The organism is Drancourtella massiliensis (assembly GCF_016900655.1).
Classification (GTDB): domain Bacteria; phylum Bacillota; class Clostridia; order Lachnospirales; family Lachnospiraceae; genus Sellimonas; species Sellimonas catena.
Genome location: NZ_JACJKH010000018.1, coordinates 39,618 through 66,220, shown reverse-complemented (window position 1 = coordinate 66,220; position 26,603 = coordinate 39,618). Strand labels below are relative to the sequence as shown.

The following is a 26,603-nucleotide window of genomic DNA, read 5'->3' as shown; positions in this document are numbered from 1 at the left end:
TAGAACTGTGACAGTTGATAGCCATTCGGATGCTCTTTTTTGTATTCCAACCACTGGAATGCAAGATCAGGAGTCTCCATCGCCATCATACGCTGATGGATCTGAAAGAAATCTTTACAAGTACAGTAAATACTATTCAGGGGCTGAGCCAACGTTTATGGAAGGCGATGTTTTTCGTATTATTGTGCCGCTGAATGATGCTTATTCATTTGACTTTGGTCAGAATGGTCGGTCAAACCAATCAAACCAATCAAACCAAACTGGATTGACGGAAGAGGAACAGAAACTTTTGAATTGGATAAAACTAAATCCTGATATGACCAATACACTGATTGCTGAAAGTTTAGATTGGTCAGTGAGTAAGGTGAAATATTATGTTCAAAAATTAAAACGGGCGAACAAGATAAAAAGGGCTGGAACCAGTCGTAAAGGGTATTGGGAAGTTTTTGAGGAGGAAGATAACTAATGGATGCATTTAACTGACCAATTATGTGATTATTAGAATGGCAGCAACTGGATTTTCTCTGATGAAATCAGAATGGGCGGACGAGGGATGAAATATACGGAAATTGTAGGCTGAGAAACGTAAGTATGAAACCAAGATTAGAAAAAAGTATCGAACTTTATAACATCCTCCTTCGCCGGGCTATCTTGAGCCGTTTTGCGATGAGGTATCGAAAAATCTGAATACGGACTGGACGGCACAATGCCTGAACAGATATTTGTCGCATTATCAGAAGCTGAAGATGCTAAATACGGCAGGCAGTTCATAGCGGAAAATGGGAATAGACCATGCCTGCCACCATCTATGGCATCGAGAAATTCTTGGGTAGCAGCTTGATAAAGGGAATAGGGCAAAAGTTTGTGAAGAGGATTGTGCAGCAGTTTGGAACGGACACTATTGCTGTTATTGAAGATGACATAGGCCACCTTTTTGAGGTGGAAGGCATCAGGAAGAAGCGGGTACAGATGGTCCGGGAGAACTGAGAGGAGTTGGAGGAAGTTAAGGGATAATATTTCAAAATAAATTATAATAATTAATTTGGCATCTTGTGAAATAATCCTCTTTCTTATGGAAAAGTGAAGGGAATAGTATTATTCCCTATCTAATCTGTAGAAAGGGGCTTTTATTCATGGGTTTTGCGAGAAAAGATGTTGAAGCAACGAAGCGCTGTGAAAAGAAGTTTGTGAGATATCAGGAAGGCGCTGAAAAATACAGTCTTGGATTGACAAAATTCCAGGCATTAGCAAAAGAGGCTAAGGCGACATATAAAATTGATAAAGTTGTCTTAGTGAACTGTGAGATCTTTGAAAAGTATCTTGAAACATTTAGAGAATATTGATTATTTACAGTGCGAAAAAGGACTCGGATAAGATTGTTGCCTGTTGACATTTTGTCATACAAAAAGTATAATATGATTTATAGGAGGTATGAATGTAGCTATGACTAAGATGGGAAGACCAAAGTCTGAAAACACAAAGAAGAAAGTCTTGAGTATTCGTGTGTCTGACCAGTTATATTCTCAGCTGCTTGCATACGCCGAAAAACACAATATGACCACTACAGATGTTGTTTTACGTGGAGTGGAGGCTTTTATCTCTAAGCAGGAATAATCAGTGAGTCCTTCTTTCATATTGGGAGGAGGAAAATAACATGGCAAAGACAAGGAAAGATCTGCGGGGAAGGTCGTTAAGAAAAGGAGAGGTGCAGAGAACGTCAGATAAGCGGTATATGTATACTTATACGGATCCGCTTGGCAGACGAAAATTTATTTATGCAAATGATCTTACACAATTAAGAGAAAAGGAAGAAAAACTGTTAAAGGATCAGTTGGACGGTTTGGACATATATGTGGCCGGGAAGGCTACTCTGAATGAAACCTTTGATCGTTATATCTCTACTAAATACAATTTGAGAGAGTCTACAAGAAGTTCTTATTTATATACTTATGATCACTATGTGAGGGATACTTTTGGATTGAAAAGAATTGCAGAGATAAAATATTCTGATGTTTTGCAGTTTTACTATCATCTTCTTAATCAGCAGGGTATTTCATTAGGAACACTTGATTCAGTGCATTGTTTGCTTCATCCTACATTTCAGTTGGCGGTAAGGGATGAGATTATCAGAAAAAATCCTACAGACGGTGTAATGAAGGAAATAAGCAGAGAGTCAGGGAAAAATAGAGGCGTCAGACATGCGTTGACCATTGAACAGCAGAGATGTTTTATGGAGTATATTGCTAATCATCCGATTTATTATCACTGGTGGCCTATGTTTACTATCTTATTGGGAACAGGCTGCAGGATTGGGGAAGCCCTTGGATTACGCTGGCAAGACATTGACTTTGAAAATCGGGTAATCAGTATTAATCATAGCCTGGTATATTATCCGACGAATGGAAGTAATAAATGTGTTTTAAGGGTTTCACTTCCGAAAACAGATGCCGGCATCAGAACTATACCGATGTTGGATATCGTAAAAGACGCTTTTGAAATGCTCTATGAAGAACAAAAAGAAAACGGATTCAATGAGACAGAGATTGACGGAATGACGGGCTTTATTTTCTGTAACCGCTTTGGTTCGGTGCCAAATCCGCAGACAGTCAATCACACAATAAAACGTATTGCCAACAACTATAATGCTGATGAAGTGGTGCGGGCAAAAAAAGAACACAGGGATCCGATTATTCTACCTAATTTTTCATGCCATCATTTGCGGCACACTTTTTGCACCAGACTTTGCGAAAACGAAACGAATTTAAAAGTTATCCAGTCCATTATGGGTCACAAGAATATTGAGACTACATTGGACATCTACGCTGAAGCAACAGAAAAGAAGAAACAAGAATCATTCGAGAATTTGGCAGCTAAATTAGATATCTTTTGAGAAGGGCTCACAAATTCGAGAATGACAACAAAAGTTTTGAATGACAGCAAAATGACAACAAAATGAATTGAATAATGAATGATAACGAAGGATTGTGAATAAATTCCTTAATCAGTTGCAAGCCGGGATAAGGGATAATGAGTGATCACGAAGAGATCATAAAATATTTCCCGACAATGAAAGCACAGGGCGCAGCAAAGAATGAGGCGCACAATGCAGCTCAGACAGCAGGAAAAGCGGCAGAATCAGTAGCAGAAGCAGCACCGGCAGAGACTACACCGGTGAAAGTTGATATCGATTTCTCCAACGTGGAAGTAGAGCCGTTATTTGAAGATATGGTTGATTTTGAAACATTCAGCAAATCCGACTTTCGTGCAGTAAAAGTCAAAGAGTGTGAAGCAGTGCCGAAGAGCAAGAAGCTTCTGAAGTTCGTTCTCGATGACGGCAGCGGGGAAGACCGTGTGATCTTAAGCGGTATCCACGACTACTATGAGCCGGAAGAGCTGGTAGGAAAGACACTGATTGCGATTGTCAACCTGCCTCCGAGAAAGATGATGGGAATTGATTCCGGCAGGAGCAAAGCTTTACTAAGAGCGAATAGAATAAAAGATAAAACACAGCCATGATGGTACTGCCAGAGAACCGTCATGGCTGTTTGTGTTATCTGTGTCACGGGATTTTGAACCGACTAAGCAAAAAAGCCTGTCGAAACAGAACAAAACCAAGTATAATATAAGTAGTTGTTAGAGAAGGTTTGTCAGAGCCTATGAGAATTTAAGGAGAGAAGGTGTTGATATGCCGACAGTAACAAGTGATTTGGTAAAGCAGTATGTGGAACTGCTCAGTAAAATATATGGAGAGCATTTAAAGACGGTTATTTTATATGGTTCTTATGCGAGAGGAGATTATACGGAAAATTCGGACATTGATATTATGGTGCTTTTGGATTTGAGCGATATTGACATAAAAAAATACCGCCATGAATTGTCGGGCATGACCTATGATTTTAACATGGATTATGATCTGGATATCAAGCCGATAGTCAAGAATAAGGAGCATTTTAATAAGTGGGTGGACGTATACCCGTTTTACACAAATATAGAAAGGGAGGGGGTAAAACTGTTTGATGCAGCATAACGAAAAGGGATCGCAACGGGATCTGGCTCTGTATCGCATTGAAACTGCAAAGAGTGATGTAAAATCGGCCAAAATACTTCTGGAAGCGGGAGAATACCGAGGAGCGAACAACAGGGCCTACTACGGAATTTATCATACTATCTCAGCAATACATGCACTTGATGGCAATGCTTACAAGAGACATAAGGACGCTCTTGCAAATTTTAATAAGAATTATATAAAGACAGAAATCTTTCCAAGAACTTTAGGAAGAAGAATTGCTGAGGCGGAGGAAATCCGACATGCGAGCGATTATGATGATTTCTATCTTGCAACGAGAGAAGAGGCAGAAGAGCAGATTGCCACAGCGATAGAGTTAATTGAGAAAGTAGAGGAATATGTGGGAAGCAAAATCTAAGAATAGTTTTGCGCTGATTCTGTCTAAGAGGTAAAAAAGTAGCCATGATGGTACTGCCAGAGAACCGTCATGGCTGTTTGTGTATAAGGATGAGAGAAAAGGGAGTACAAATGAGAAAAATACGAAGGCTGTTGTTTGGTGAAGCTGTTTTTACAGAAGAATATGCTGCATACCTGACTTTGCTTACACAGGTCGTAATCCGGAAATACCACGGCAGGAAAATAGGCCACCTGTGGACAAAGATCATCTACAAAAGCTTTTCAGTCCTGATAGCCTTGTCCTTTCTGGGTACTCTTAGATACGGTATGAGCAGGACAACGCCTGCGGAAACGAAAGTACAGGAAGTGTCGACAGAAATTTACGGTGACAGGGGATGGAATGAGAACCGACGTATGTTGAGCATGTGGCAGGGGATGTCTATATTACCCTGGACAATCGGGAGAAAAAGGAACTGTGGCAGGATCTTGTTGATCTGGAAAGCCGGTACTGGGGAATTGAGCCGCCAACGGTGGAGGTGGAGCAGTATGAAGCGGAAAGCGAGAGAGATGGATACTACTCCAAAGCAGACCAGATGATCAGCGTTACGAGCAAGGCATGGTACTATTCCAGAGAAAGAATGCTTGAGATTCTGCTGCATGAGGTCAATCATGCATACACACAGGCGGTAGCGGACAGTGTGAACTGGGAAGACCAGTATGAGGACGATCATACACTTCGGATGTACGCCGATGCCTATATTTTCAAAAACGCATCGGAACATTATACTGCGCCGGAGGAAGATAAAGAGGAGTATTACAATAATGCCCTGGAAGCTGCTGCCCGGGAGTATACGGAGGAGTGGGTCTGGAAATATCTTGAATATATTGACGAGATTCCACGTTCCACGGAGTAAGTCACGGGATAATTTGAGCATCTGGATGTAAAAGATGTTATTTTTTTATCAATTCTTTTCATTCCCTATTGACAAAATTATAACATTGTTGTACATTTAATTTAACGATTAGACTAAAGTTCAAACTGAGGTTCAAAGAGGGAGAACTGACAGGAGAGAATCATGAAAAATATCACAAATATACAGAAATTTTCGATTCATGATGGGGACGGGATTCGTACAACTGTATTTTTCAAAGGATGTCCTTTGAAGTGTGTATGGTGCCATAACCCGGAGACCCAGAGGTTTGAAAGAGAGATGGAGCTGGATAGGGAAAAATGCACAGGATGCGGAGCCTGCGCGGCGGCCTGCCCGAATGGTGCGATCCATATGGAGGATCACAAGCCGGTATGGAATTCACTGTCCTGTACATTTTGCGGAAAATGCGCAGATGTTTGTCCGGCGTCCGCAAGAGAAATCGTCGGATATGAGTATACAGTCAAAGAACTGGTTAAAGAACTCATGAAGGATCAGATGTTTTACGAACAGTCCGGCGGAGGAGTTACCTTTTCGGGCGGTGAAGTGATGTCAGTGGACATGGATTTTGTCCTCGCGGCAGCCAAAGAGCTGGACCGTCAGGGAATATCGCTTACCATCGACACATGCGGATATGCTCCTTATGAAAGATTTCAGAAGATTCTTCCTTATGTAGATACATTCCTTTATGATGTGAAGATTATGGATCCGGAGCTTCATAAGAAGTACATCGGAGTTGACAATAAACTGATACTTGAAAATCTGGTCCGCCTTTCTCAGGACGGCGCCAGAATCTATATCCGGATTCCTACCATCAAAGAGGTAAACGGAAACGAACAGAACATGAAAGAAACCATCGCGTTTCTTCAGGAACACGATATCCATCCGGCTCAGATCAATCTGCTGCCTTACCACGATACCGGAAGCGGAAAATACAGAAAGCTGGATATGGAATATAAAGGCACTGACCTGCATGCACCAGACAAAGAAGAGATGGAAGCACTGGCGGCTATATTTATCAATGCAGGATATACGAACACCAAAATAGGAGGTTAGAAAAATGGCAAAACTTCGCGGTATGAATGAAAGAATTCAGAAACTCAGACAGATCAGTGTAACTACTCCGGTTCATATTGACCTGGAAAGAGCAAAAATCGAGACAGACTTTTACAGAGAAAACGATGGAAAATATTCAATTCCGGTTATGAGAGCGATGACTCTGAAAGAATATTTTTCCAAGAAGACATTATATCTTGGAGACGGCGAACTGATCGTTGGTGAAAAAGGAAAAGATCCTCAGGCATCTCCGACATTCCCGGAACTTTGCTGCCACAGTGAAGAGGATATGATCGTCATGAGCGAAAGAGATCTGGTATCCTTCAAGACAACAGAAGAAGACCGGAAGCTTCAGAGAGAAGAGATCATCCCGTACTGGACAGGAAGAAGCATGAGAGAAAAGCTTCTTTCCAAGATGACACCGGAATGGCATGACTGCTATGAAGCAGGTATGTTCACAGAGTTCATGGAGCAGAGAGGACCTGGACATACATGCGGAGGCGAGCAGGTATTCACAACCGGATACATGGATTATAAAGAGAAAATCAAAAAGACAATGGATGCTCTGGATTATATCAATGATCCGGAAGCTCTGGATAAAGCAGAAGAGCTGAAAGCGATGGACATCGCGTGCGATGCTGTCATTATTCTTGGAGAGCGTTATCACAAACTTGCTCTTGAAATGGCAGAAAAAGAAGAAAACGAGACAAGAAAGGCAGAGCTGCTTCAGATTGCTGCAAACCTGGAAGTTGTACCGGCACACAAGCCGCAGACATACTGGCAGGCAATCCAGCTGTACTGGTTTACACACCTTGCAGTTACGACAGAACTGAATCCTTGGGATGCTTTCAGCCCGGGAAGACTGGATCAGCATCTGTATCCATATTATCAGAAAGATGTTGCCGATGGTATTCTGGATGATGAGAAAGCAAAAGAGCTTCTGGAATGTCTGTGGGTAAAATTCTACAATCAGCCGGCTCCTGTAAAAGTTGGTATCACACTGAAAGAAAGTGCAACATACACCGATTTCGCAAATATCAACACAGGCGGGGTAACACCGGATGGACGTAACGGTGTCAATGAAGTAAGTTATCTGATCCTTGACTGCATGGATGAGATGAGACTGGTTCAGCCGAACTCCAACGTAACCATCAGCAAGAAGACACCGGCAAAATTCTTAAAGAGAGCATGTGAAATCTCCAGAGAAGGATGGGGACAGCCGGCATTCTATAACACAGAGGCTCAGATTGCAGAGCTCCTTAATGCAGGAAAGAGTCTGCCGGATGCAAGACGCGGTGGATCCTCAGGATGTGTAGAGACCGGAGCATGGGGAAGCGAAGCTTATATCCTGACAGGTTACCTGAACATTCCGAAGATCTTCCAGCTGACACTGTTCAACGGATACGATGAGTACAGCAAAAAGCAGCTTGGTCTTCAGCTTGGATACGCAAAAGACTTCAAGACATTTGACGAATTATGGGCTGCATTTAAGAAACAGCTTGAGTACTTCGTAGATGTTAAGATCCGTGGAAACAATGTTATTGAAAAATTATATGCTGAAAACATGCCGGCACCATGTCTGTCTGTTGTAACAAACGACTGTATCTCCAAGGCAAAAGACTACAATGCAGGTGGAGCAAGATACAACACAAGCTACATTCAGGGTGTAGGTATCGGAACAGTTACTGACTGTGTTGCTGCAATCAAATACAATGTTTACGACAAGAAGAACTTCACCATGGAAGAGCTGATCGAAGCAATGGAACATGACTTCGAAGGATATGATTCCATCTACAAGATGGTTCATGACAACAGCCCGAAATATGGTAATGATGATGATTACGCAGATGATATCATGCAGGATATTTTCGAGCTTTACAGAAGCACCATCACAGGACGTCCGAATATCAGAGGCGGAGAATACCGCATCGATATGCTGCCGACAACCTGTCATGTATACTTCGGAGATGTCATCCTTGCAACTCCGAACGGAAGAAAAGCTCACAAACCGGTATCCGAAGGTATCTCTCCGGAAAAATCCGCAGATACAAACGGACCGACAGCAGTTATTAAATCCTGCTCCAAGATGGATCATCTTGCAACAGGCGGAACACTTCTGAATCAGAAGTTTACACCGGACGTTGTAGCGGGCGAAGAAGGCCTAAATCATATGGCAGACCTGATCCGTTCTTACTTCGCGATGGATGGTCACCATATCCAGTTCAACGTAGTGGATCGCCAGACTCTGATCAATGCACAGAAACATCCGGAGGATTATAAAGATCTGATTGTTCGTGTTGCAGGATACAGTGATTTCTTCCGCAACCTGGATAAACCGCTTCAGGATGAGATCATTAACCGTACAGAGCAGTCTTTCAGCTAAGAGACAGAAGATAAAGTAATCAGGGACACTCTTTGAAAGTGCAGACTTTCAGAGAGTGTCCCTTTTTGTGTTGTATTGAAGAAGCGTAAATGCTGTGCTAAGATGAAGAAAAGATCATAAAACCGATCAATCGGACACAAAAGGAGCGAACGGAGATGGCAAAGGGATACGAAGAACTGAGACGACAGTACCGGGAACTGGACAGAGACTGCGCGTTGCTGTCCAGATTTTGGCTGGATGGCAAACAGAAGAAAAGCAAGATATTTCTTCCAACAGAAGAGCACATGAGACAGGCATGGAGCAGGGTGGAGGAATTGAAAAAGAGGATGGAGGAACTGGAGGAACCAGACCGGGTATTCTCCTTGATAAAGCATCATTTTAAGGACTTTCTGGATTCGCTGGAGTATACTTTGAAGGATAAAGAGGAACATCCGGAGGCAGATCATCTTGGGATTCACTGGGAAATCGAGAATACTTCCCGATTGAACCGGCATCCGGACGAGGAACGTTGCCAGGGGCTGCTAGACTATCTACGCGAGATCTGTGAAGCTAAGGATAGTGTACTTGAACTGATTCAGGCAAAAGAGAAGGGAAGAAAAGGAGATCTTTCAGATGAATTCATGAGAGAAAGCAGAATGGTGGAGATGTACCGAACGGACTTGAAGAGATTTTTTTCATCCTTTTCACAAAATCAACTGGAAAGACTGAAAAAGGCCCTGGCAGAGACTGAAGTTGTTTTAGAAGAAATGGCAGAGAAACTTCGGGATGGTAAAAAAATGATACCAGCGGAGACGGAGGAAGAGGATCTGAAACAGACGGTGAAGATGGACGAAGAATTATACCGTACTATCTTGCAAAAACAGATGGGTGTGTCTTTGGATGAGCTCCTTTCCTGGTATCAGGAAGAGATTGAAAAGACCAGGGCGGACGTATTCGATATTGCCGGAAGGCTGGATATTCCGGAACCGGCGCCGACTACCATGGAGGAAATCAATGAAATCCTGTTTAAATATGAAGGACCGTGTGACACCCCGGAAGAGATGCTGGCCCGTGCAAATGAGTATCTAAAACGGACAAGGGCACTGGCGCATGAGTATGTCCGGCTTCCGGAGGATGAAGAGTGTATCTGTCTGCCGGTGCCGGAGTGCTGTAAAGATTCTTATCCGTGGGGCGGCTATGAAGGTGGAGATTTCAGTATCCGGCCTCTTGTAGGACAGATGTTTCTGAATGTATACAACTATAAAAATGTAACGGATGGTTGGATCCGGATGAACACGCTTCATGAAGCATATCCGGGCCATCATGTACAGTATGTGCGTGCTGTGGTTGATGAGACACCGGAGACGGTGAAAATTGGAGCTAAGCTGGTGCCACTTCTGGAAGGAACCTGTCTTCGAACCGAGCGCGCCTTTCAGGATCTTTTTTCAGAAGACCCGTTTTTTCCACTTTTTGTCGCATACCGGCGGCATCATGCTTCTGTGCGGATCTGTGCCGATCTAATGCTTTTTTACTATGGTGCATCGTTGGAAGAAGTAATTGAGCTTTATGAAAAGGAACTTGGATTTGACTGGGTGACAGCAAGAGGTCAGGTGAGGGCACATCAGAACTCCCCGGGATACTTTACCTGTTACTACTATGGTATGAAAAAAATCTGTGAATGGGAGAAAGTATATGGTTTCTCCAAAAAAGAGTATACTGAGCTGTTATTTTCGGCAGGATATATCAGCATGGATCGCTTTGAGGAACTGGTGAAGATGACAACCGAAGAACGGGAACGATATTTCCATGATTTTTCCAGTCTTCTGCAGGAAAATTAAAAGGAGACAGGACTTATGAGCTCGCGCCTACATAGGGACGCAGAAAATAGAGCTGGTTGTAAATCAAAGTATTATTCTAGGAGTCAGAGAGATGTTAAAAGAATTTGTGGAAAAGAAACATTATAAATTTGCAAAGAGTGCAAAAGATTGGAAAGATGCAATCCGAATGAGCTGTGAAGTTCTGGAAGCGGACGGAACAGTGGAGGAAAATTATAAAGAAGACCTTATCAAATGTGTCGAAAAATATGGTCCCTACATTGTAATCATGCCAGGGCTTGCGATGCCACATTCGCAGGAATTTGCAGAAGGCGTACATAAGACAGAGATTGCCTTTATGAAGCTGGATCAGCCGGTAAGTTTTGATCCGACTGACCATGATAAGGATGCCATTCTGTTTTTCACACTTGCTTCCTGCAATACGGATCAGCATCTGGACAATATGTCAAGACTTGCCGAGATGCTTTCAAATGAAGAACTTGTGGAGGAACTGAAAGAAGCAAAAGGTCCGGAAGATCTTCTGGCACTTGAGGAAAAATACTTTTAAAGGAAGATTCCTGCTCATTTTAAGATCATTCATCCCCAAAATAATGACAAAAAATTATATACAATGGTATAATTGAAAGTAAGCGGAATCGATATTATAAAAAAGGGATGATTGTATCGACAAACCGCGAGATTAACAAAGTAGTATTATATACGATTACGGAGGAATAAAAAATGCTGGAAGAATTAAAACAGATTGTTTACGAGGCAAATATGGATCTCCCGAAATATGGATTGGTTACATTCACATGGGGGAATGTAAGTGCGATTGACCGGGAAAAAGGGTATTTTGTAATCAAGCCAAGTGGCGTGGATTATGACAAACTGAAACCGGAAGATATGGTTGTAATGGATCTGGAAGGAAACAAAGTTGAAGGAAAATACAACCCTTCTTCCGATACAGCGACACATCTGGAGCTTTATAAAGCATTCCCGAACATCGGAGGCGTAGTTCATACCCATTCTCCGTGGGCAACAAGCTGGGCACAGGCGGGAAGAGGAATTCCGTGCTATGGAACGACACATGCAGACTACATGTATGGTGAAATTCCATGTGCGCGCTGTCTGGAAGGAAAAGAATTTGATGAGTACGAGAAAAATACAGGCCTTTTAATTGTAGAAACATTCAAGGAGAAAGATTACGAGGCTGTTCCGGCGGTACTCTGCAAGAACCATGGGCCATTTACATGGGGCAAAAATGCCCATGAGGCTGTACACAATGCCGTTGTCCTGGAAGAAGTGGCGAAGATGGCAGCCCGCTGTGAGATGATTAATCCGGAAGTAAAACCGGCACCGCAGGATCTTCAGGATAAACACTACTACAGAAAACACGGAGCAAACGCATATTACGGACAGAACTAAAAGGAAATGAGCCGGGGCAGGATCTTTTTGGAAATATGACAAAGGAGAAAAAGCTATGGGATCTTTTACTTTCCAGACAATCGTGCTTGTACTGATCGGTGCGGCAGTATTTGCTCTTGGTACGATCAACATAAGAGGACATTTCAGAATGAAAAGGCCAGGTGTACTTTTCAAAGGAAAAGTACTCAATGTAAAGCTGTTGGAACGAAGAGATAAGGAAGATCGGCTGATCCAGCATTATTATGAACTTCAGGTACAGTGCAGGACAACGGATAAGACATTTAACATCTGGTAGCGGTATTTGGAAGTGACATCTTGCAGGCTAGGTCTTCTTCAGGGAATCTGCGGCTATGCTGAAATCCGTTATAATTTTTTATGTAAACCTTTGTATAATGGTAAGGTTTCCAGATATAGAGGAAATACTGTTTTTCGTGCACGAAATAAAATTATTTGTGGGAGATAGAAAATGAAGGATATAAATCTTATTTGGCCGGTCATTTTATTTCTTTTAGGATTGTTTATGTTAATCAATCCGAAGCTGCTTTGGAAAATGGAACATTATTTTACCGCGAAAAATGGAGAACCAACGGATTTATATATTGCATTTATGCGAATAGGCGGACTCTTTTTTATGTTTGCATCAGTCATTATTTCAGTAGCATGTTTTGCATAAATCATGATGTTTAAAGAGATAGGACGATTCTAGAAAGGATTGAGGCTTTGAAAACGCTCAATCCTTTCTAGAATCGTCCTTTTTTCTATGGAAATGCCGGGATCTTTTGTGTATCAGGATGGATTTTGGAGATAAATGCCGAGACATTCGTTTACACGCTCATGGATATTACCGGTCTACAAGCAGACGCCCCATCCGTCTGGAAGACTGTCTGCGAATACACCGAACAGTCCTTCAAATGGATCGACTTTAGGAAGAAATATTTTTTTTCCAACGGAAGAGAAAACGGACTGATCGGAAATCCGGCAATCAGCCATGTATTATCATACTCAAATGCTGTCAGTCGTTTCCGGTAAAGCATCATTGTTCCGACCTTTCGACCATGATAGAAAACATGAAGACGTTCAATCTTTGACATATGCGACCTCCTCTATGGAGAGGAATGGAACTTCCTCAAACAGATGTTCCAGTTCTCCTTCGATTTCCAGTGGGGGTTGTTTTGAAAAAATATGGGTGTTCATAACGAATATATTATCCTAAAATCTAAAAAAAGCAAGAAATGACTAATATTTTAGCCTACATTTACATGAAGATTATAAGATCTTCAGAAAATCAAACAGAATACTGTATTGTTCCACAGCGAGTTTGGATGAATTTCCCAAATGATGTCGGGGATTCTTTATACTGACTGAAGAGAACCATTTGGAAAATCGAAGGTTTTGTAGTAAGATACTTATAATGACTGAGGAAAGGAAAAAATCTGTTTAGGACAGATCAGGGCTGTACGATGGGCAAAGTTACGCTTTTGGAGGAAACAACGAGAAAACCACTTACTTTGATGGGAAAAAGAGCGGGAATCTGCTGGGGCAGCGATATAGAGGACCCGGAGAAAAATTATAAGAGAGGGCTGGAATGTCTGAAAACGAACCATGGACGTGTGTTGGAGTATGTAAATATAGAAATGGTTCTGGAAGGATATTCGGCCAGAGTGATCCGGGAATGGTATACCCATATAGGAGGCGCTCCGACAAGGCTGCAGGCAAGTACAAGATATATCAATTATCAGAACTTTGAGTTTGTAATTCCGCCTTCTGTCAAAAACAAGGACCTGGCTTTGGAGCGGTATCGTTCCTGCATGGAAGAAATCCAGAAATGTGCTTCTTTTCTGATTGAGGAATGTCAGATTCCAAAAGAAGATGCGGCCATGCTCCTGCCGCTTGGCATGGAAACCAAGATTGTGGACAAGCGGAATCTGAGAAACTTTCTGGACATCTGCAAACAGAGGATGTGTATGAGAGCATACTGGGAATATCGTGATCTGATGCGGGATATTTTGAAAGAACTTCGGAATCTTTCAGAGGAATGGGAGCTGATTGTAGATCATTATTGCAAGCCCAAATGTGAATTCTTAAATTACTGTCCGGAGAAAAAGTCCTGCGGGCGGTTTCCGGTAAAATAAAAGAGAAAAGGTACTGAGTTTTCTTTTGAACTCAGTACCCTTTTCTGTTTTATGACTGTCTTATAATCTTTCTGAACAGGAATCTCACCAGCGGTCCGGCATAGCACATCTGCCAGAAGAATGCCATCGGGAAATTCATCGCGATGGTCTGGATCCAGACCGGAATCACGTTGATTCCGACATTTTTGAACAGCAGTGTGGCCGCAAGACTCATCAGCGGACACATCCACATCACAGTAATGGCGGAGATTGCCAGCACCAGATGAAATGGATTTTCTTTTTCCGGGTCTACGATTTTAAAAGCGGTCTTTTTTACAACATTACCTACAAAGAAAAAGTCCAGAAGAAAAGCGATCGGGTACATGATGATCAGTTCATGAAATGCTGCTCCGAATACGGCATAATTCATTCCGCCCATGTTCAGTGCAATATTGTAGCAGATCATGGCATAAACCATGAAAAATACCATCAGAAGTGAAAAAATGAGTTCCTGTTTTTTAGTTCTTGGCATAAAAAAATCCTCCTTATGAATGAATAATAAATCAGCAGAAAAATCGTGTTGTTCGTTATTCATTCGGGAGAATGTACGTTTCCAATAAAGACCTGAATTTTCCGAATCACCAGTCTATCATAAGACGGGATCTGCGGTCAAGAAAAAATTTTTAAAGGGGCTTGCTTGTGACGTTACGTCATGAAGTATACTAGGAGCAGGAGGTGACACGGACATGGAAAAACAAAGAGCAGTACCGACGGGATTTATGACCATCGGGGAAGTGGCAAAGAAGATGAATGTCACGGTCCGGACTTTACAGCACTATGACAGAGACGGACTGCTTTTGCCTTCTTCCATCAGTGAAGGCGGGCGGAGGCTTTATACAGATAAAGATGCAATCCGTCTGCACCAGATTTTATCTTTGAAACAGCTCGGATTCTCCCTGCAGGATATCAAAAACCGCCTGATTCCGCTGGATACGCCGGATGAGGTGGCGGATGCCCTGGCACAGCAGGCAGAAGAAGTGCGACGGAAAGTCGAAAGTCTGTCCGAATCATTAAGGGAGCTTGAAATTCTGCGGGAAGAAGTGCTTCAGATGCAGGAGGTGGATTTCAAAAAGTATGCGGATATTATCGTAAACCTGCAGATGAATAATGAGTATTACTGGCTGATCAAGCATTTTGATGATCAGACACTGGAGTACATCCGAAGCCGCTTTGACCGGGAAAGCGGAACGGATTTTATGAACCGGTTTCAGAAGCTTCAGGAGGAAGCCATACGGCTTTGCGAAGCGAAAGTTCCGGCCGACAGCGAGCAGGGACAGCACTTTGCCGAGATTTACTGGAAGATGATCACGGAATTTACCGGAGGGGATTTGAGTATGCTCTCCAAATTGGTGGAAGTTGGAAAATTTGAAGGAACGGATCCAAAATGGCAGGAAAAACAGGCGATGGCCAATGAGTATGTCGGGCAGGTTCTGGATGTTTATTTTTCCCGGCTGGGAGTGAATCCGTTTCAGGAGGAAGATGCATGACAAAAGCAGTACAGGTTTGTGGATTAAAGAAAAGTTACGGGACACATACGGTGTTGAAAGATCTGAATTTTGGTGTGAATCAGGGGGAAATTTTTGGAATCCTGGGGATAAATGGTGCGGGTAAAACGACGGCCATGGAATGCATCGAGGGGCTGAGAACATATGACGAAGGACAGATCAATGTTCAAGGGAAAACCGGAATTCAGCTGCAGTCGGCATCACTGCCGGAGCATATCCGGGCGATGGAGGCGGTCCGGCTGTTTGCAAAGTGGAATCACTGTGTGCCGGATGCGGGAATGCTGAAGGAGCTTGGCATTCCGGAATTTGCAAAGAAGCAGTATTATCAGTTATCGACGGGACAGAAGAGGCGGATCCACCTGGCACTTGCCCTGATACGGAACCCGGATCTTCTGTTTCTGGATGAACCGACAGCAGGACTTGATGTGGAAGGGCGGGTATCGCTTCATGGCCTGATCCGAAAGCTAAAAGAAAATGGAAAGACCATTGTAATGACAAGCCATGATATGGCAGAAGTGGAAAGCCTCTGTGACCGGATTGGGATTTTAAATGGGGGCAGCCTTGTATTTCTCGGAACGGTGGAGGAGCTTGGTGAAAAGGTTGGGAAGCAGTACCGGATTTCGATTCGGACAGAACATGGCACAGAAGAGTACGAATCAGAAGACATTGGAACAGATCTGATGAAACTGTTGGAACAGTACCGGAAGATGGGGACGGCGATTCTGGATCTTTATGTGGACCGTGGATCGCTGGAACAACACTTTATGAAAATCACAAAGGGGGAATGACGGATGAATGCATTCTTTTACGGAGTCTCGCTCCAGTGGAAAATGGATATCCGAAGCCGGACGCTTCTGCTTACCTGCTATCTGGTGCCGCTTCTGTTCTTTGCGGTGATGGGAGGCATTTTTACTTCTGTCATGCCGGAAGCCAAGGAGACACTGATCCAGTCCATGACCGTGTTTGGCGTTTCCATGGGTGCGCTCATCGGTGTTCCACCTTCTCTTGTGGAAATCTACGGAAGTAAGATCCGGCAGGTTTACAAATCCAACGGGGTTCCGGAGTGGCTTGGATTCTTTACGACAGGTCTTTCTGCGTTTGTACATTTGTTTTGCATGAGTATGATTCTCTTTTTTTCTGCGCCACTGTTTTTTGACGCGGAATTTCCGGAACATCCGGCTGCATATGTGGTTTCACTGGTACTGTTTCTGGTTGTTACGATCAGCGTGGCAGGCGTGATCGGTCTGATGGTGAAAGATCAGAGTAAGACCTCCATGTGGTCAATGCTTGTCTTTCTTCCGTCGATTCTTTTGTCAGGCATTTTGTTCCCGAAAGAACTGCTCCCGAACGTGCTGCAGGTCATCGGAAATGCGTTTCCGGCTGCATGGGGATATTGCCTGATGACAGAAGCGGGAGGATGGATGGAGAACGTCATTCCACTTGCGGTGATTCTGGTTCTTGCACTGCTGCTGTGTAGCATTGGCATTCGCTGGAACAAAGAATAAAAATGGAACTGCACATATCCGGTCAAGAAAAAAGGAGTCCCATCGTGTAAACTAATACTTAGCAAGACCGGACCATGCGTGAATATGGAGGTGAAAGAAGATGGAAACAGAAGGACTGGAGAGGGTACTTGATTATATTGATACACATATTTCTGAGAAAATCAGTCTGGCAGAACTGGCGGAACTTGCAGGCTACAGTCCTTTTTATTTCAGCAGACTGTTTTCGAGAATCATGGGAATTTCGGTGACCGGATATATACGGATCCGAAAACTACAGCATGCGTTGTCTGATCTGGCAGAAGGAAACAAGGTGCTGGATGTATCGCTTCGATATGGCTTTGACTCGCATGAGGGGTTTACGAGAGCATTTACAGACATGTTCGGGATGGCACCAGGTAAGGCGAAACGGTATCTTGTCTCGTATAAGGTGCCGCAGTACCGCATCCCGGATGAACACGATGGGAGGATGGAGATGGAATCAGAAGAAAGACAGATGGATCTGGGAGGCAGTCTGCATGAACTGGTATTTGAAGTGCTGAGAACGTCTTTGGAAGAAGCAGAAGAGGGATTCTGTACGCAGATCGAGGTAGTGTTGCATGATGACGGAAGTGTCCGAATCGCAGATAATGGGAGAGGAATTCCGCTTACACAGAATACCGGGAAAGACCGGGAAGTGCTGGACAGGATTTTTTCGGGATATCCCCTGTCGGGGCCGGCCTGTCTGCGGACAGAGGAGATAGCGGGATACAGCCTGAAGACAGTGAATTCTCTTTGTGAAAAACTGAAGATCAGGACTTACCGGGACGGTTTTGAGTTCTGGCAGGAATATATACGGGGAATCGCGCAGCACGAGGTTATGAGTGAGCCGTGTGATCATGAATCAGGGACAGAAATTTTGTTCCGGCCGGACCGGGCAGTGTTTGGAGAAAAGAGGATCTCCGCGGATAGAATCCGGGAATGGGTGCGGAAGCAGACCGGAGAGAGGAACACGCCTGTAATCCAAATAAGTGAAGAGGACTAAAAGAGGTACGGGCTGCTGCGAAATATTCGTAGTCAGCCCGTTGGAATCTTCTTGACTTTGAAATCTTACAAGTGTAATATTAAGACACAAGGAAGAAAAGCAGATAGATTCTTGCATTTCCGGGAAGATATTTTACAGTGGTGACAGATGGAAAAGGAGAGAAGTTCTTGAGCTGGAAGAAGTGGATGATTGCAGGCTGGATTCTTCTGTTTGCCGGGGCGGGGTGCAGTATTGCCGTGGAAAGAGAGGACGGATACAAGCAGGAAAATCAGCAAAAAACAGAAAGACAGGAAAAAGAAGAGCGGATTTCCAGGGAATCCGAACAGCTTGCAGAGGGATTCCGGGAAATTTACGAAGAGGAGAGAGGCAGAGGGGAAAAAGATACGCTGGCATTTCAGCAACAGATCATACAGGCTATCGGGGAGCAGGGATATGCGGCGGTTGATACGGACAATCAGATTAACATGGTAAATTTCGGGCAGGTCCAGGACTTCTGCGAAAGCGCAGAACAAGGAGAAGAAGCAGCGGCAGTGTTTTTCTGTGTAACGGACGAATGCGGCTGGATCCGTTACGATCTGGAGGCTCAGAACGGCAACATAGAGGTGACAGAATCTTCCCTGCGGTGGGAGAACGACAACCCGGAGGTCTATTATTATCATGAATTTGAAGCCGCCTCATGGGATTATACGGATAAGGGATATCTGTTTTTGGAAGAATCCCGTCCGGCAGGATACGACGGCGCTCCGGGACAAAAAGCATTCCGGGTCAAGCCGCTGGATCAGACATGCAGGGAGGCTTACCAGACCTATCTCGCATCCGTTGGATATGAGCGGAATAATCTGCTGATTACCGACTGGACGGAGCAGGACAGCAAAGAACTGGATTTTTACGATCTGTATGAACGGCTTTACCGCGCAAAATATGGGGAAATTGTTCCATATGAAGCAAAGGAAGGGGCAGAATATCATGTGCCGGAAGAAGAAATCGAGGAAGTCCTGCAAAGTTATTTTTCCTTTGGCAGGCAGACGATCCGGAACCGTATGAAGTATCAGCCCGAGAGCGGCACCTTTCTTTACCGTCCGCGGGGGCGTTATGATGGAGGGTCGCCATACGGGCCATATCTGGAAGTGACCGGATATAAAAAGCTGGCGGATGGAACGATCCAGCTCACCGTGGAAGCGGTATGGGAGATGGAGATGCTGGACTGTGCCATGAAGAGTGAACTGGTGGTGCGCCCGATGAAAGACGGGAGTTTTCAGTATGTATCCAACCGTGTGATTTCCAGGGAGAAAGGGATGACCAGTTTCTGGTATAAGCCAAGGCTCACAGAGGAGGAGTGGAATCATTACTATGGGGAGTAAAAAAATTTACAGAAAATATGCTATGCTTATAGTTCTCCTGATTCTGCTGATTGGTCTGAGCGGCATCATGCTGAGCAGAGACAGGGAAGAACACAGCCAAAGCAAAGGGGAAGAAGCTGAGGCAACAGAGCAGACAGAACAGTGGGAAAAGGGATACAATCTTCCGCTGGATACCAAAAAGAAGAAAGATGCAGAAGAAGAGTGCAGTGCGGCAATGGAGCGGATTTCCAGTCAGTATCAGAACATGGATAAAGGGAATACATCCGATGGAGTATTATCCGATGAGGAGATTGTCGCCCTGAAGGATGTGCTGAAGGAAGACGGATTGACGGTAACCGGCGCGGATGCCTATTCGACAATGGAGAACTATGAAACGATGGAAGACTTTCTGGCAGATTGTCAGGATGGAAAAGAGGGAACGATGGTTCTTTATAAGGTGAAGTCCAGCGGCGGGTTGAACCGGACGGAGTTTGAGTATGACGGGGAAGACCTGTATGTGGTGGATACCATTTCCGAGTGGAGCGGTGACGGGGAACCTGTCATTTCTTCCACTTCCTATACAAGGGTGAAATGGTGGAACTACACGGAAAAAGGATGGCTTTCCTACGAGTTGTGTGCACCGCAGCCGCCGGAAGTTACGGAAGTCGTGGACGCATCCACCATGATACGGATCCGGCCCATGGAAGAAACGTACCGAGAACTTTCCAGGAAGTGTGTTCTGGCACTTGGATATCAGGGAAATAATCTACTTTGTTCAAACTGGAATACGTCCGATCTTTCCAGACTGGATTACAATGGAGTGTTTGAATCATTCTATGAAATGAAATATGGAACGATCATAGATTATGACCGGTATGCGGACGGGATCAAGGCGGAAGAATTCGAAAGCCTGATCATGGAATATCTTCCGGTGACGAAAGATGAACTCAGAGATTATGCAGAATACGATGCAGAGACAGGAACCTATCTGTGGGTACGGCTTGGGACCGGGAACTATTCTCCGACTACGTTTGGAACTTCCATTCCGGAAGTGGTAGAGGCAGAAGAAAAGGGGAACGGTATCCTGGAACTGACGGTGCAGGCGGTGTGCATGGCAGCGTGCAATGACAATGCAATGACCCATAAACTGACCGTGCAGTTTTCGGATGACGGGACATTCCAATATCTGGGAAATGAGATTTCCGAGGAGGAACTGGCGAAAGTACCGGAATATCAGTACCGGTTTGGAAAACAATGGGAAGAAGCGGACGGGGAGTAAATATTCCTGTCCGCTTCATTTTGCGTGAATTTAAAGGGATTCATCAGAATAAATCCCCAGATCCGATAAGATAGAGAGTGTGGTGGACGCCGCCGTACTTCCTGCCGCATCTTTGCCCCGAAGGTTTGATGCAAAGAAGACCGGGTGCCCGGAAGACTCTACAAAACCGACAAAGCAACCGTTGATATTCTGCCCATTTATCTGTCCGGTTCCCGTCTTTCCATAAAGGGCAGTTCCCGAAGATGAGGAAAGGCAGATAGCATCTTTGACCGTTTCAATATGTGACGGATCGAAATTCCAGTCGTTGTAATAAAATGAAACAAGAAGCTGCACCTGCTCCACCGGAGAAATTTTCAGAGAAGATTCCATCCAGTAAGAAGAAAGATCTCCCTGAAGGGATTCATTTCCATAGCCGATCTGATGCAGGTAGGAACGCAGGACGGATGCGCCCATCTGATGATCCAGATTCTGAAAATACCAGTTGACGGAGGAGGTCATTGCACTTTGCAGTGTCTGATCCTGATTCCACTCTTCAAATGGATACGATTCGTCCGGCTGTGGAAGAAAGTTGTGTTCCGGAGTGATTATCCCTTCTTCCAGAGCAAACAGGGCATCAAAAATCTTATAGGTCGAATCCGGTGAAACCCGGCTGCGGGCAAGGGATTCGTTGTAGATGGTCCAGTCGTCCGCTTCCATATCGTACAGGACAAAACATCCCTCATAGCCCTGGAAATAGGCGGAAAGGGAAGATGAAGTACCGGAAGCTCCATTTTCGGGAAGCGCCGCATTTTCTGCCGCTGCATCGGAGGAAAGAAAGGGAACCGATGCGGACAAAAGGAGACAGATCAGGAAAAAGGCGCACCCGCTTTTGAATCGCCTACAGGGTGTAGGCTTCTGGTAGGAAGCAATGCAAAGAATCCGTTTTCGGATCTGTTTTTTATTTTCTCCAAGTCCGGCTGTAAAAGGAAACGGATGAAGCGATGTTTTCCGGGCAAATCGGATGAGGGTCTGCCCATAGTCGGTATAGGAAGCTTCATCGAGCAGGGACAGCACAGAAGCATCGCAGGCAATTTCCCGGTCTTCCCGCATGGTGTGAAGAGAAAGGCGCATCAGCGGATGAAACCAGTAGACCATACCCGCAAGATTCATCAGATGTCCGATGAGTGAATCCCGGTGGCGGTAATGAAACAGTTCGTGAAGCAGAATATACCGGAGATCCTTTTCCTGATAATCAGAGATCAGGTGAATCGGAAGGTAAATGCCGGGACGAATGACCCCGGCCATAACCGGAGACTTTAAAAAGGCATTGCTGTACACAGGAATCTTCCGCCGGATGTGCAGTTCCTCCAGACACGACTGATACAGCGCTTTTGCTTTTTCATGCTGCAAAGGAAGGGAAGCGTTTTTCAGTGCACGGAGACGAAGTGCAGAACGGATCAGAAAGATTCCCATAAAAAGGACGCCGGCAATCCAGACGGCAAAAAGAAAACCCCAAAGAGAAGACGGCGTTCTCTGTGTAACAGATTCCGCGAAATCATTCATCCATCCGGCGGCAGCAACGTAAGGCTGCATATTCTGGCCTGTTCCGGATACAGCATGAAATGAAAAAGAATGGTTTGACGGCAGGAAAGACCATAAAATATTTCCGGAAAATTTAAAAGGGAGACCCGGAAGAAACGGAATGGCAGACAGTATAAGCAGCACAAGCCAGAGATGGTACCGCATCCGTCCGACAAGCAGTGTTTTGAATACTGTCCGGAGAAAGAAAAAGATACCGATGATTCCACAAAGAAGAAGGCTGCAGAACAGAAAATGTATCATAAAACGTTCCATGATCAGCGGCCTCCTTTTTTTGATGTTCCGGACAAAAGCGCACGCAGTTCATCGAGGTCTTCTTCCGAAAGGCGGTCCTCCTCCAGGAAAGAGGAAACCATTTCGGTGAGATCCCCATGGTAAAAACGCTTCAGAAAAGAAGAACTCTCCTGTCCGATATATTCTTTTTCTCCGACCAGAGGAGTGTAGACAAAGATACGTCCCTGCTTTTCGTAGGTCAGAGCACCTTTGTTGACCAGCCGCTTGATCAGCGTCTGAATCGTTTTCGGACTCCAGGATGTCGTTTTCTCCAGACATTCCGTGATTTCATTTGTGTTGACCGGGGCACGCTGCCACACGATTTTCATGACTTCAAATTCCGCCTCGGAGATTTGCGGCAAACGGGTCATAACAGATTCCTCCCTTCAATCTTACAAATGTAATAGTTATATTATAAAAGAGAATACATCCGATTGTCAAATAAAGCGGGGAAAATGGAGGAGAAACCTATGCTTCATCCAGAGAAAGAGATTCCCGCAGGACAGAAATAAATTTTTCCACCGGTTTGGAAAACACCTGATACTTTTTCCAGATAATTGACATCTCTATCTCCAGTGCCGGATCAAGCGGACGAAAGCAAAGAGTACTGTCTCCGGTCGTATTGATCAGATGGTCAAAACTAAACGCATAGCCCAGCCCTTCATCGACCAACCGGGAAGCATTGTAAATCAGATTGTAGGTGGCTACAATACGAAGATCAGCCGGATCCCGCTTCAACCACTGCAGCACCTGGCCGCCGTTGGACTCCTGCTGGGAGACGATCAACGGCTGATCCCAGAGATCTTCTCTCCGGATTGATTCCTTCTCGGCAAGAGGCGAATCCTTACGCATCAGCACACCCCAGATATCCCGTACCGGAACTTTCAAAGCATGATATTTCGTCAGATCTACAGGACCAAAAACAATTCCAAAATCAATCAGTCCCCTGTCAAGAGACTCTCTCACAAACACAGCATTTCCACTTGAAATATGAAACTGGATGCCGGGATAACGCGACTGCATCTGCTTTGCCGCCCGCGCAATCAGCCGGATCCCGTCAGTCTCACCGGCACCAATATAAATATCACCGATCAGAACATCATCAGAAGCAGAGATCTCAGACTCCGTCTTTCGGACAAGCTCAAGAATCTCCTCAGCCCGCTTACGCAGAATCATCCCCTCTTCTGTAAGCGTAATCCGCCGGGAACCCTTACCACCCCGGATAAAAAGTTTCTTACCAAGCTCATCCTCCAGGTTTTTAATCTGCGTAGAAAGCGTCGGCTGTGAAAGACGCAACGACTCGGCAGCATGAACAATACTCTGTTCCCTTGCAATCGCAAGAAAATATTGAAGAACACGAAGCTCCATAAACACATTCCTCCATCAGACTCATCACATAAAATATAAACTATACAAAATTTAAAACGTACTATAAAACACTACAAATACTATACCCCGAAGCAGAATAGGTTTCAACTATAAATCCTTATAAACTATAAATAATTACTATCTTATACGCTTTATCGGGGACGTGTTCCGGTGCACAGGTACACGACGTAAATGGACAAAAAAGTCTCAAAACCCGCATAAAATAAGGCCAAAACCGAATTGTCAGATTTTTTTCATCGGGGACAGGTTCCGAAACGCCGGAACACGTCCCCGAAAAATATCCATAACTTTCAGCTATGAAAAGGCATAGTACATAAGTATTTGCTATTTTGTTTTGGCCGTTCTATAGTTAGTTTAGTAAGGAGACTGGGTATTATCCAGGAGCAGGTATTTATAAAGAAGATCGTGAGGAGGTTTTGGAACATGGCAGAAAGAGAATTAGTAAAGCAGGCGTATCTGACAGGGGAAAGGCCGTTGTTTCATGCGGAGCATACGGATGTTTATGATACAATTTTTACAGATGGGGAGTCGCCGTTAAAGGAGAGTAGTGATATCAGGCTTTATGGCAGCATGTTTAAATGGAAGTATCCGCTTTGGTACTGTAATCATATCTATGCGGAGGACTGTACATGGTTTGAGATGGCGAGAGCGGGTGTATGGTATACAAATGATATCACGGTGAAAAATGCGGTCATTGAGGCGCCGAAGAATTTCCGGCGCTGTCAGGGGGTGCATCTGGAATATGTGACATTCCCGAATGCGGCTGAGACTTTCTGGAACTGCAGTGATGTGACAATGGAACATGTTACGGCAAAGGGTGATTATTTTGCCATGAACAGTGAAAATATGAAGCTGTCCGATTTCCAGCTGATAGGGAATTATTCTTTTGACGGTGTGAAAAACATGGAAATCCGAAATGCCAAGATGCTTTCGAAAGATGCGTTCTGGAACAGTGAGAATGTGACAGTTTATGATTCTTTTATTTCAGGAGAGTATCTGGGATGGAATGCGAAAAATCTGACATTGATTAACTGTACAATCGAGAGTCTTCAGGGAATGTGTTACATCGACAATCTTGTAATGAAGAACTGTCGTCTGCTGAATACAACGCTGGCATTTGAGTATTCAACCGTGAATGCTGAAATCACAGGAAAGGTAGACAGCATTTTGAATCCGTCCGGCGGTACGATCTGCGCGGATGAGATCGGAGAACTGATTATCGAAAAAGACAGGATTGACCCGGAGAAGACCAGGATCTGCTGTAAGTCGGTTGAAGAAAAGCTGGATCGATTTTGTGCATAATCGGGCAGGACAGGAGGAAACAGGGTATGAATTATGATTTTGATAAGCCGGTTAACCGGCGTGGAACTCTGTCTGTAAAATGGGACGTTGCCGGGAATGAGCTTCCGATGTGGGTGGCGGATATGGATTTTGAAACGGCGCCGGAGATCCAGGATGCAATTCAGAAAAGAGCAGGCCACGGTGCTTTTGGATACACTTTGATCCCGGATGAATGGTATGAGTCTATTCAGAACTGGTGGGAGACGCGCCATCAGTTCCGGATAGAAAAAGACTGGCTGATTTTCTGTACCGGCGTGGTGCCGGCCATTTCCAGTGCGGTTCGGAAACTTACGACTCCGGCGGAGAAAGTCGTGCTTCTGACACCGGTTTACAACATTTTTTTCAATTCGGTTGTAAATAATGGAAGATATGTTGTAGAGTGTCCGCTTTCCTATGATGGAGAATGTTACGATGTGGATTTCGAAGCGTTGGAAGAAGTGCTTTCTGATCCCCAGACGACTATGTTGATTTTCTGTAATCCGCACAATCCGGTGGGGAAAATCTGGACGAAAGAGACGATGGAGCGGATTGGAGAGCTGTGCTGGAAATACCATGTGGTGGTCATTTCGGATGAAATTCATTGTGAACTGACGGATCCTGGAAAATCCTATATCCCGTTTGCATCGGTTTCGGAAAAGTGCAGGAATAACAGTATTACCTGTATTGCGCCTACCAAGACATTTAATCTGGCGGGGCTACAGACAGCGGCTGTGATGGTGCCGGATGAAACTTTGCGTCATAAGATCTGGCGGGCCTTGAATACGGATGAAGCGGCGGAGCCGAATGTCTTTGCCATGACGGGGGCAGTCGCGGCTTACCAGAAAGGTGGCCCGTGGCTGGATGCACTGAGAGACTATCTATATGAAAATAAACAGACTGCGGGGGAATTTATCAAAAAAGAGATCCCGAAGATTCATCTGGTTCCTTCCGAAGCGACGTATCTTCTCTGGATTGACTGCCGGGAAATTACAGAGGATTCGGAAAAACTGGCTGCGTTTCTGAGGAAAGAGACCGGGCTGTATTTGTCGTCCGGAATCCAGTACGGCAAAACAGGAGAGGGATTTCTTCGAATGAATATTGCATGCCCGAGGGCGGTTCTAAAAGACGGACTTCAGAGATTGAAGGATGGAATCACTTTATATATTTATACATAAGTACAATCTTTTTGTAATATTGGACAGAAAAAGCGCTCAGTGATAGCGCTTTTTTG

29 protein-coding genes and 1 pseudogene are annotated in these 26,603 nt (G+C 44.5%); 25 read left to right on the top strand and 5 right to left on the bottom strand.

Features of this window, described 5'->3' with window-relative positions:
- The 16 genes and pseudogenes from H6A32_RS10705 to H6A32_RS10630 form a co-directional block, all read left to right on the top strand.
- On the top strand, positions 1 to 466 hold a 466-nt coding region (locus H6A32_RS10705), incomplete at its 5' end, for a winged helix-turn-helix transcriptional regulator (protein WP_204864327.1).
- A 371-nt stretch (positions 467 to 837) separates the two neighbouring features.
- Positions 838 to 987: a hypothetical protein gene (locus tag H6A32_RS10700; protein WP_204864326.1), complete on the top strand. Its 150-nt coding sequence runs from the start codon at positions 838 to 840 to the stop codon at positions 985 to 987.
- Positions 988 to 1,133: 146 nt separating this feature from the next.
- Positions 1,134 to 1,343, top strand: a complete 210-nt coding sequence (locus H6A32_RS10695; protein WP_087175153.1) for a DUF6462 family protein — start codon at positions 1,134 to 1,136, stop codon at positions 1,341 to 1,343.
- A gap of 100 nt (positions 1,344 to 1,443) precedes the next feature.
- Positions 1,444 to 1,614: a hypothetical protein gene (locus H6A32_RS10690; RefSeq protein ID WP_164488620.1), complete on the top strand. Its 171-nt coding sequence runs from the start codon at positions 1,444 to 1,446 to the stop codon at positions 1,612 to 1,614.
- A gap of 40 nt (positions 1,615 to 1,654) precedes the next feature.
- On the top strand, positions 1,655 to 2,890 hold the full coding sequence (locus tag H6A32_RS10685) for a site-specific integrase (protein ID WP_204864325.1): 1,236 nt from the start codon (positions 1,655 to 1,657) through the stop codon (positions 2,888 to 2,890).
- Between the two features lie 164 nt (positions 2,891 to 3,054).
- Positions 3,055 to 3,516, top strand: a pseudogene (locus H6A32_RS17030) (lysine--tRNA ligase); the annotation flags it as partial.
- A 169-nt stretch (positions 3,517 to 3,685) separates the two neighbouring features.
- The gene (locus H6A32_RS10675) at positions 3,686 to 4,027 is read left to right on the top strand and encodes a nucleotidyltransferase domain-containing protein (RefSeq protein WP_087253211.1); all 342 of its coding nucleotides are present in this window, start codon (positions 3,686 to 3,688) and stop codon (positions 4,025 to 4,027) included.
- On the top strand, positions 4,017 to 4,424 hold the full coding sequence (locus tag H6A32_RS10670; protein ID WP_346342275.1) for a HEPN domain-containing protein: 408 nt from the start codon (positions 4,017 to 4,019) through the stop codon (positions 4,422 to 4,424). The genes H6A32_RS10675 and H6A32_RS10670 overlap by 11 nt, the downstream gene beginning before the upstream one ends.
- 403 nt (positions 4,425 to 4,827) lie before the next feature.
- Entirely contained in the window at positions 4,828 to 5,316 is a 489-nt protein-coding gene (locus H6A32_RS10665; RefSeq protein WP_204864323.1) for a hypothetical protein, read from the top strand.
- A gap of 162 nt (positions 5,317 to 5,478) precedes the next feature.
- The gene (locus H6A32_RS10660) at positions 5,479 to 6,387 is read left to right on the top strand and encodes a trans-4-hydroxy-L-proline dehydratase activase (RefSeq protein ID WP_118636159.1); all 909 of its coding nucleotides are present in this window, start codon (positions 5,479 to 5,481) and stop codon (positions 6,385 to 6,387) included.
- 4 nt (positions 6,388 to 6,391) lie between these two features.
- Positions 6,392 to 8,770, top strand: a complete 2,379-nt coding sequence (gene hypD, locus H6A32_RS10655) for a trans-4-hydroxy-L-proline dehydratase (RefSeq protein ID WP_087166970.1) — start codon at positions 6,392 to 6,394, stop codon at positions 8,768 to 8,770.
- Between the two features lie 155 nt (positions 8,771 to 8,925).
- Positions 8,926 to 10,587: a DUF885 family protein gene (locus tag H6A32_RS10650; protein ID WP_204864322.1), complete on the top strand. Its 1,662-nt coding sequence runs from the start codon at positions 8,926 to 8,928 to the stop codon at positions 10,585 to 10,587.
- Positions 10,588 to 10,678: 91 nt separating this feature from the next.
- On the top strand, positions 10,679 to 11,131 hold the full coding sequence (locus H6A32_RS10645; RefSeq protein WP_087253269.1) for a PTS sugar transporter subunit IIA: 453 nt from the start codon (positions 10,679 to 10,681) through the stop codon (positions 11,129 to 11,131).
- A 173-nt stretch (positions 11,132 to 11,304) separates the two neighbouring features.
- Positions 11,305 to 11,991 (top strand): L-ribulose-5-phosphate 4-epimerase, encoded by a 687-nt coding sequence (locus H6A32_RS10640; RefSeq protein ID WP_087253270.1) that lies wholly within the window; start codon positions 11,305 to 11,307, stop codon positions 11,989 to 11,991.
- A gap of 55 nt (positions 11,992 to 12,046) precedes the next feature.
- On the top strand, positions 12,047 to 12,286 hold the full coding sequence (locus H6A32_RS10635; RefSeq protein ID WP_087253272.1) for a hypothetical protein: 240 nt from the start codon (positions 12,047 to 12,049) through the stop codon (positions 12,284 to 12,286).
- 171 nt (positions 12,287 to 12,457) lie between these two features.
- The gene (locus H6A32_RS10630; RefSeq protein WP_087253274.1) at positions 12,458 to 12,664 is read left to right on the top strand and encodes a DUF6199 family natural product biosynthesis protein; all 207 of its coding nucleotides are present in this window, start codon (positions 12,458 to 12,460) and stop codon (positions 12,662 to 12,664) included.
- A 151-nt stretch (positions 12,665 to 12,815) separates the two neighbouring features.
- On the opposite strand, the gene H6A32_RS10625 is transcribed toward H6A32_RS10630, so the two are convergent.
- On the bottom strand, positions 12,816 to 13,082 hold the full coding sequence (locus H6A32_RS10625) for a HipA N-terminal domain-containing protein (protein WP_242959027.1): 267 nt from the start codon (positions 13,080 to 13,082) through the stop codon (positions 12,816 to 12,818).
- A 369-nt stretch (positions 13,083 to 13,451) separates the two neighbouring features.
- Between H6A32_RS10625 and H6A32_RS10620 the strand changes: the two genes are divergently transcribed.
- Complete coding sequence (locus tag H6A32_RS10620; RefSeq protein WP_204864321.1) at positions 13,452 to 14,123, top strand: FAD-dependent thymidylate synthase; 672 nt, start codon at positions 13,452 to 13,454, stop codon at positions 14,121 to 14,123.
- 49 nt (positions 14,124 to 14,172) lie between these two features.
- Here the strand turns inward: H6A32_RS10620 and H6A32_RS10615 are convergent, their stop codons facing one another.
- Positions 14,173 to 14,634: a DUF2798 domain-containing protein gene (locus H6A32_RS10615; protein WP_204864320.1), complete on the bottom strand. Its 462-nt coding sequence runs from the start codon at positions 14,632 to 14,634 to the stop codon at positions 14,173 to 14,175.
- 214 nt (positions 14,635 to 14,848) lie between these two features.
- On the opposite strand from H6A32_RS10615, the gene H6A32_RS10610 reads away from it, so the two are divergent.
- From H6A32_RS10610 to H6A32_RS10585, 6 genes are all read left to right on the top strand, one after another.
- Positions 14,849 to 15,649, top strand: a complete 801-nt coding sequence (locus H6A32_RS10610; RefSeq protein WP_204864319.1) for a MerR family transcriptional regulator — start codon at positions 14,849 to 14,851, stop codon at positions 15,647 to 15,649.
- A complete protein-coding gene (locus H6A32_RS10605) occupies positions 15,646 to 16,455 on the top strand; it encodes an ABC transporter ATP-binding protein (protein WP_204864318.1) in 810 nt (269 codons plus the stop codon). The genes H6A32_RS10610 and H6A32_RS10605 overlap by 4 nt, the downstream gene beginning before the upstream one ends.
- Positions 16,456 to 16,458: 3 nt before the next feature.
- Entirely contained in the window at positions 16,459 to 17,172 is a 714-nt protein-coding gene (locus H6A32_RS10600) for an ABC transporter permease (protein WP_204864317.1), read from the top strand.
- A gap of 100 nt (positions 17,173 to 17,272) precedes the next feature.
- Positions 17,273 to 18,193, top strand: a complete 921-nt coding sequence (locus tag H6A32_RS10595; protein WP_204864316.1) for a helix-turn-helix domain-containing protein — start codon at positions 17,273 to 17,275, stop codon at positions 18,191 to 18,193.
- Between the two features lie 167 nt (positions 18,194 to 18,360).
- Positions 18,361 to 19,554 (top strand): DUF6070 family protein, encoded by a 1,194-nt coding sequence (locus tag H6A32_RS10590; protein ID WP_243424903.1) that lies wholly within the window; start codon positions 18,361 to 18,363, stop codon positions 19,552 to 19,554.
- Positions 19,555 to 19,576: 22 nt separating this feature from the next.
- The gene (locus H6A32_RS10585; protein WP_204864315.1) at positions 19,577 to 20,812 is read left to right on the top strand and encodes a DUF6070 family protein; all 1,236 of its coding nucleotides are present in this window, start codon (positions 19,577 to 19,579) and stop codon (positions 20,810 to 20,812) included.
- Between the two features lie 30 nt (positions 20,813 to 20,842).
- Here H6A32_RS10585 and H6A32_RS10580 read toward each other — a convergent pair whose 3' ends face one another.
- From H6A32_RS10580 to H6A32_RS10570, 3 genes are all read right to left on the bottom strand, one after another.
- Positions 20,843 to 22,645 (bottom strand): BlaR1 family beta-lactam sensor/signal transducer, encoded by a 1,803-nt coding sequence (locus H6A32_RS10580; RefSeq protein ID WP_204864314.1) that lies wholly within the window; start codon positions 22,643 to 22,645, stop codon positions 20,843 to 20,845.
- A 2-nt stretch (positions 22,646 to 22,647) separates the two neighbouring features.
- Positions 22,648 to 23,034: a BlaI/MecI/CopY family transcriptional regulator gene (locus H6A32_RS10575; RefSeq protein ID WP_087167002.1), complete on the bottom strand. Its 387-nt coding sequence runs from the start codon at positions 23,032 to 23,034 to the stop codon at positions 22,648 to 22,650.
- Positions 23,035 to 23,131: 97 nt separating this feature from the next.
- Complete coding sequence (locus H6A32_RS10570; RefSeq protein WP_087253287.1) at positions 23,132 to 24,031, bottom strand: LysR family transcriptional regulator; 900 nt, start codon at positions 24,029 to 24,031, stop codon at positions 23,132 to 23,134.
- Between the two features lie 444 nt (positions 24,032 to 24,475).
- On the opposite strand from H6A32_RS10570, the gene H6A32_RS10565 reads away from it, so the two are divergent.
- Both H6A32_RS10565 and H6A32_RS10560 read left to right on the top strand, forming a co-directional pair.
- Positions 24,476 to 25,354, top strand: a complete 879-nt coding sequence (locus tag H6A32_RS10565) for a DUF3737 family protein (RefSeq protein WP_087253289.1) — start codon at positions 24,476 to 24,478, stop codon at positions 25,352 to 25,354.
- 26 nt (positions 25,355 to 25,380) lie between these two features.
- Positions 25,381 to 26,547 (top strand): MalY/PatB family protein, encoded by a 1,167-nt coding sequence (locus H6A32_RS10560; protein WP_204864313.1) that lies wholly within the window; start codon positions 25,381 to 25,383, stop codon positions 26,545 to 26,547.
- Positions 26,548 to 26,603 lie beyond the last annotated feature (56 nt).

Excerpts from the sequence above, each read along its gene's own strand:
- H6A32_RS10695 (WP_087175153.1), top strand. The coding sequence starts at position 1,134 with ATGGGTTTTGCGAGAAAAGATGTTGAAGCAACGAAGCGCTGTGAAAAG.
- H6A32_RS10690 (WP_164488620.1), top strand. The coding sequence starts at position 1,444 with ATGACTAAGATGGGAAGACCAAAGTCTGAAAACACAAAGAAGAAAGTC.
- H6A32_RS10685 (WP_204864325.1), top strand. The coding sequence starts at position 1,655 with ATGGCAAAGACAAGGAAAGATCTGCGGGGAAGGTCGTTAAGAAAAGGA.
- H6A32_RS10675 (WP_087253211.1), top strand. The coding sequence starts at position 3,686 with ATGCCGACAGTAACAAGTGATTTGGTAAAGCAGTATGTGGAACTGCTC.
- H6A32_RS10670 (WP_346342275.1), top strand. The coding sequence starts at position 4,017 with ATGCAGCATAACGAAAAGGGATCGCAACGGGATCTGGCTCTGTATCGC.
- H6A32_RS10660 (WP_118636159.1), top strand. The coding sequence starts at position 5,479 with ATGAAAAATATCACAAATATACAGAAATTTTCGATTCATGATGGGGAC.
- hypD (WP_087166970.1), top strand. The coding sequence starts at position 6,392 with ATGGCAAAACTTCGCGGTATGAATGAAAGAATTCAGAAACTCAGACAG.
- H6A32_RS10650 (WP_204864322.1), top strand. The coding sequence starts at position 8,926 with ATGGCAAAGGGATACGAAGAACTGAGACGACAGTACCGGGAACTGGAC.
- H6A32_RS10645 (WP_087253269.1), top strand. The coding sequence starts at position 10,679 with ATGTTAAAAGAATTTGTGGAAAAGAAACATTATAAATTTGCAAAGAGT.
- H6A32_RS10640 (WP_087253270.1), top strand. The coding sequence starts at position 11,305 with ATGCTGGAAGAATTAAAACAGATTGTTTACGAGGCAAATATGGATCTC.
- H6A32_RS10635 (WP_087253272.1), top strand. The coding sequence starts at position 12,047 with ATGGGATCTTTTACTTTCCAGACAATCGTGCTTGTACTGATCGGTGCG.
- H6A32_RS10630 (WP_087253274.1), top strand. The coding sequence starts at position 12,458 with ATGAAGGATATAAATCTTATTTGGCCGGTCATTTTATTTCTTTTAGGA.
- H6A32_RS10625 (WP_242959027.1), bottom strand. The coding sequence starts at position 13,082 with ATGTCAAAGATTGAACGTCTTCATGTTTTCTATCATGGTCGAAAGGTC.
- H6A32_RS10620 (WP_204864321.1), top strand. The coding sequence starts at position 13,452 with ATGGGCAAAGTTACGCTTTTGGAGGAAACAACGAGAAAACCACTTACT.
- H6A32_RS10615 (WP_204864320.1), bottom strand. The coding sequence starts at position 14,634 with ATGCCAAGAACTAAAAAACAGGAACTCATTTTTTCACTTCTGATGGTA.
- H6A32_RS10610 (WP_204864319.1), top strand. The coding sequence starts at position 14,849 with ATGGAAAAACAAAGAGCAGTACCGACGGGATTTATGACCATCGGGGAA.
- H6A32_RS10605 (WP_204864318.1), top strand. The coding sequence starts at position 15,646 with ATGACAAAAGCAGTACAGGTTTGTGGATTAAAGAAAAGTTACGGGACA.
- H6A32_RS10600 (WP_204864317.1), top strand. The coding sequence starts at position 16,459 with ATGAATGCATTCTTTTACGGAGTCTCGCTCCAGTGGAAAATGGATATC.
- H6A32_RS10595 (WP_204864316.1), top strand. The coding sequence starts at position 17,273 with ATGGAAACAGAAGGACTGGAGAGGGTACTTGATTATATTGATACACAT.
- H6A32_RS10585 (WP_204864315.1), top strand. The coding sequence starts at position 19,577 with ATGCTTATAGTTCTCCTGATTCTGCTGATTGGTCTGAGCGGCATCATG.
- H6A32_RS10580 (WP_204864314.1), bottom strand. The coding sequence starts at position 22,645 with ATGGAACGTTTTATGATACATTTTCTGTTCTGCAGCCTTCTTCTTTGT.
- H6A32_RS10575 (WP_087167002.1), bottom strand. The coding sequence starts at position 23,034 with ATGACCCGTTTGCCGCAAATCTCCGAGGCGGAATTTGAAGTCATGAAA.
- H6A32_RS10570 (WP_087253287.1), bottom strand. The coding sequence starts at position 24,031 with ATGGAGCTTCGTGTTCTTCAATATTTTCTTGCGATTGCAAGGGAACAG.
- H6A32_RS10565 (WP_087253289.1), top strand. The coding sequence starts at position 24,476 with ATGGCAGAAAGAGAATTAGTAAAGCAGGCGTATCTGACAGGGGAAAGG.
- H6A32_RS10560 (WP_204864313.1), top strand. The coding sequence starts at position 25,381 with ATGAATTATGATTTTGATAAGCCGGTTAACCGGCGTGGAACTCTGTCT.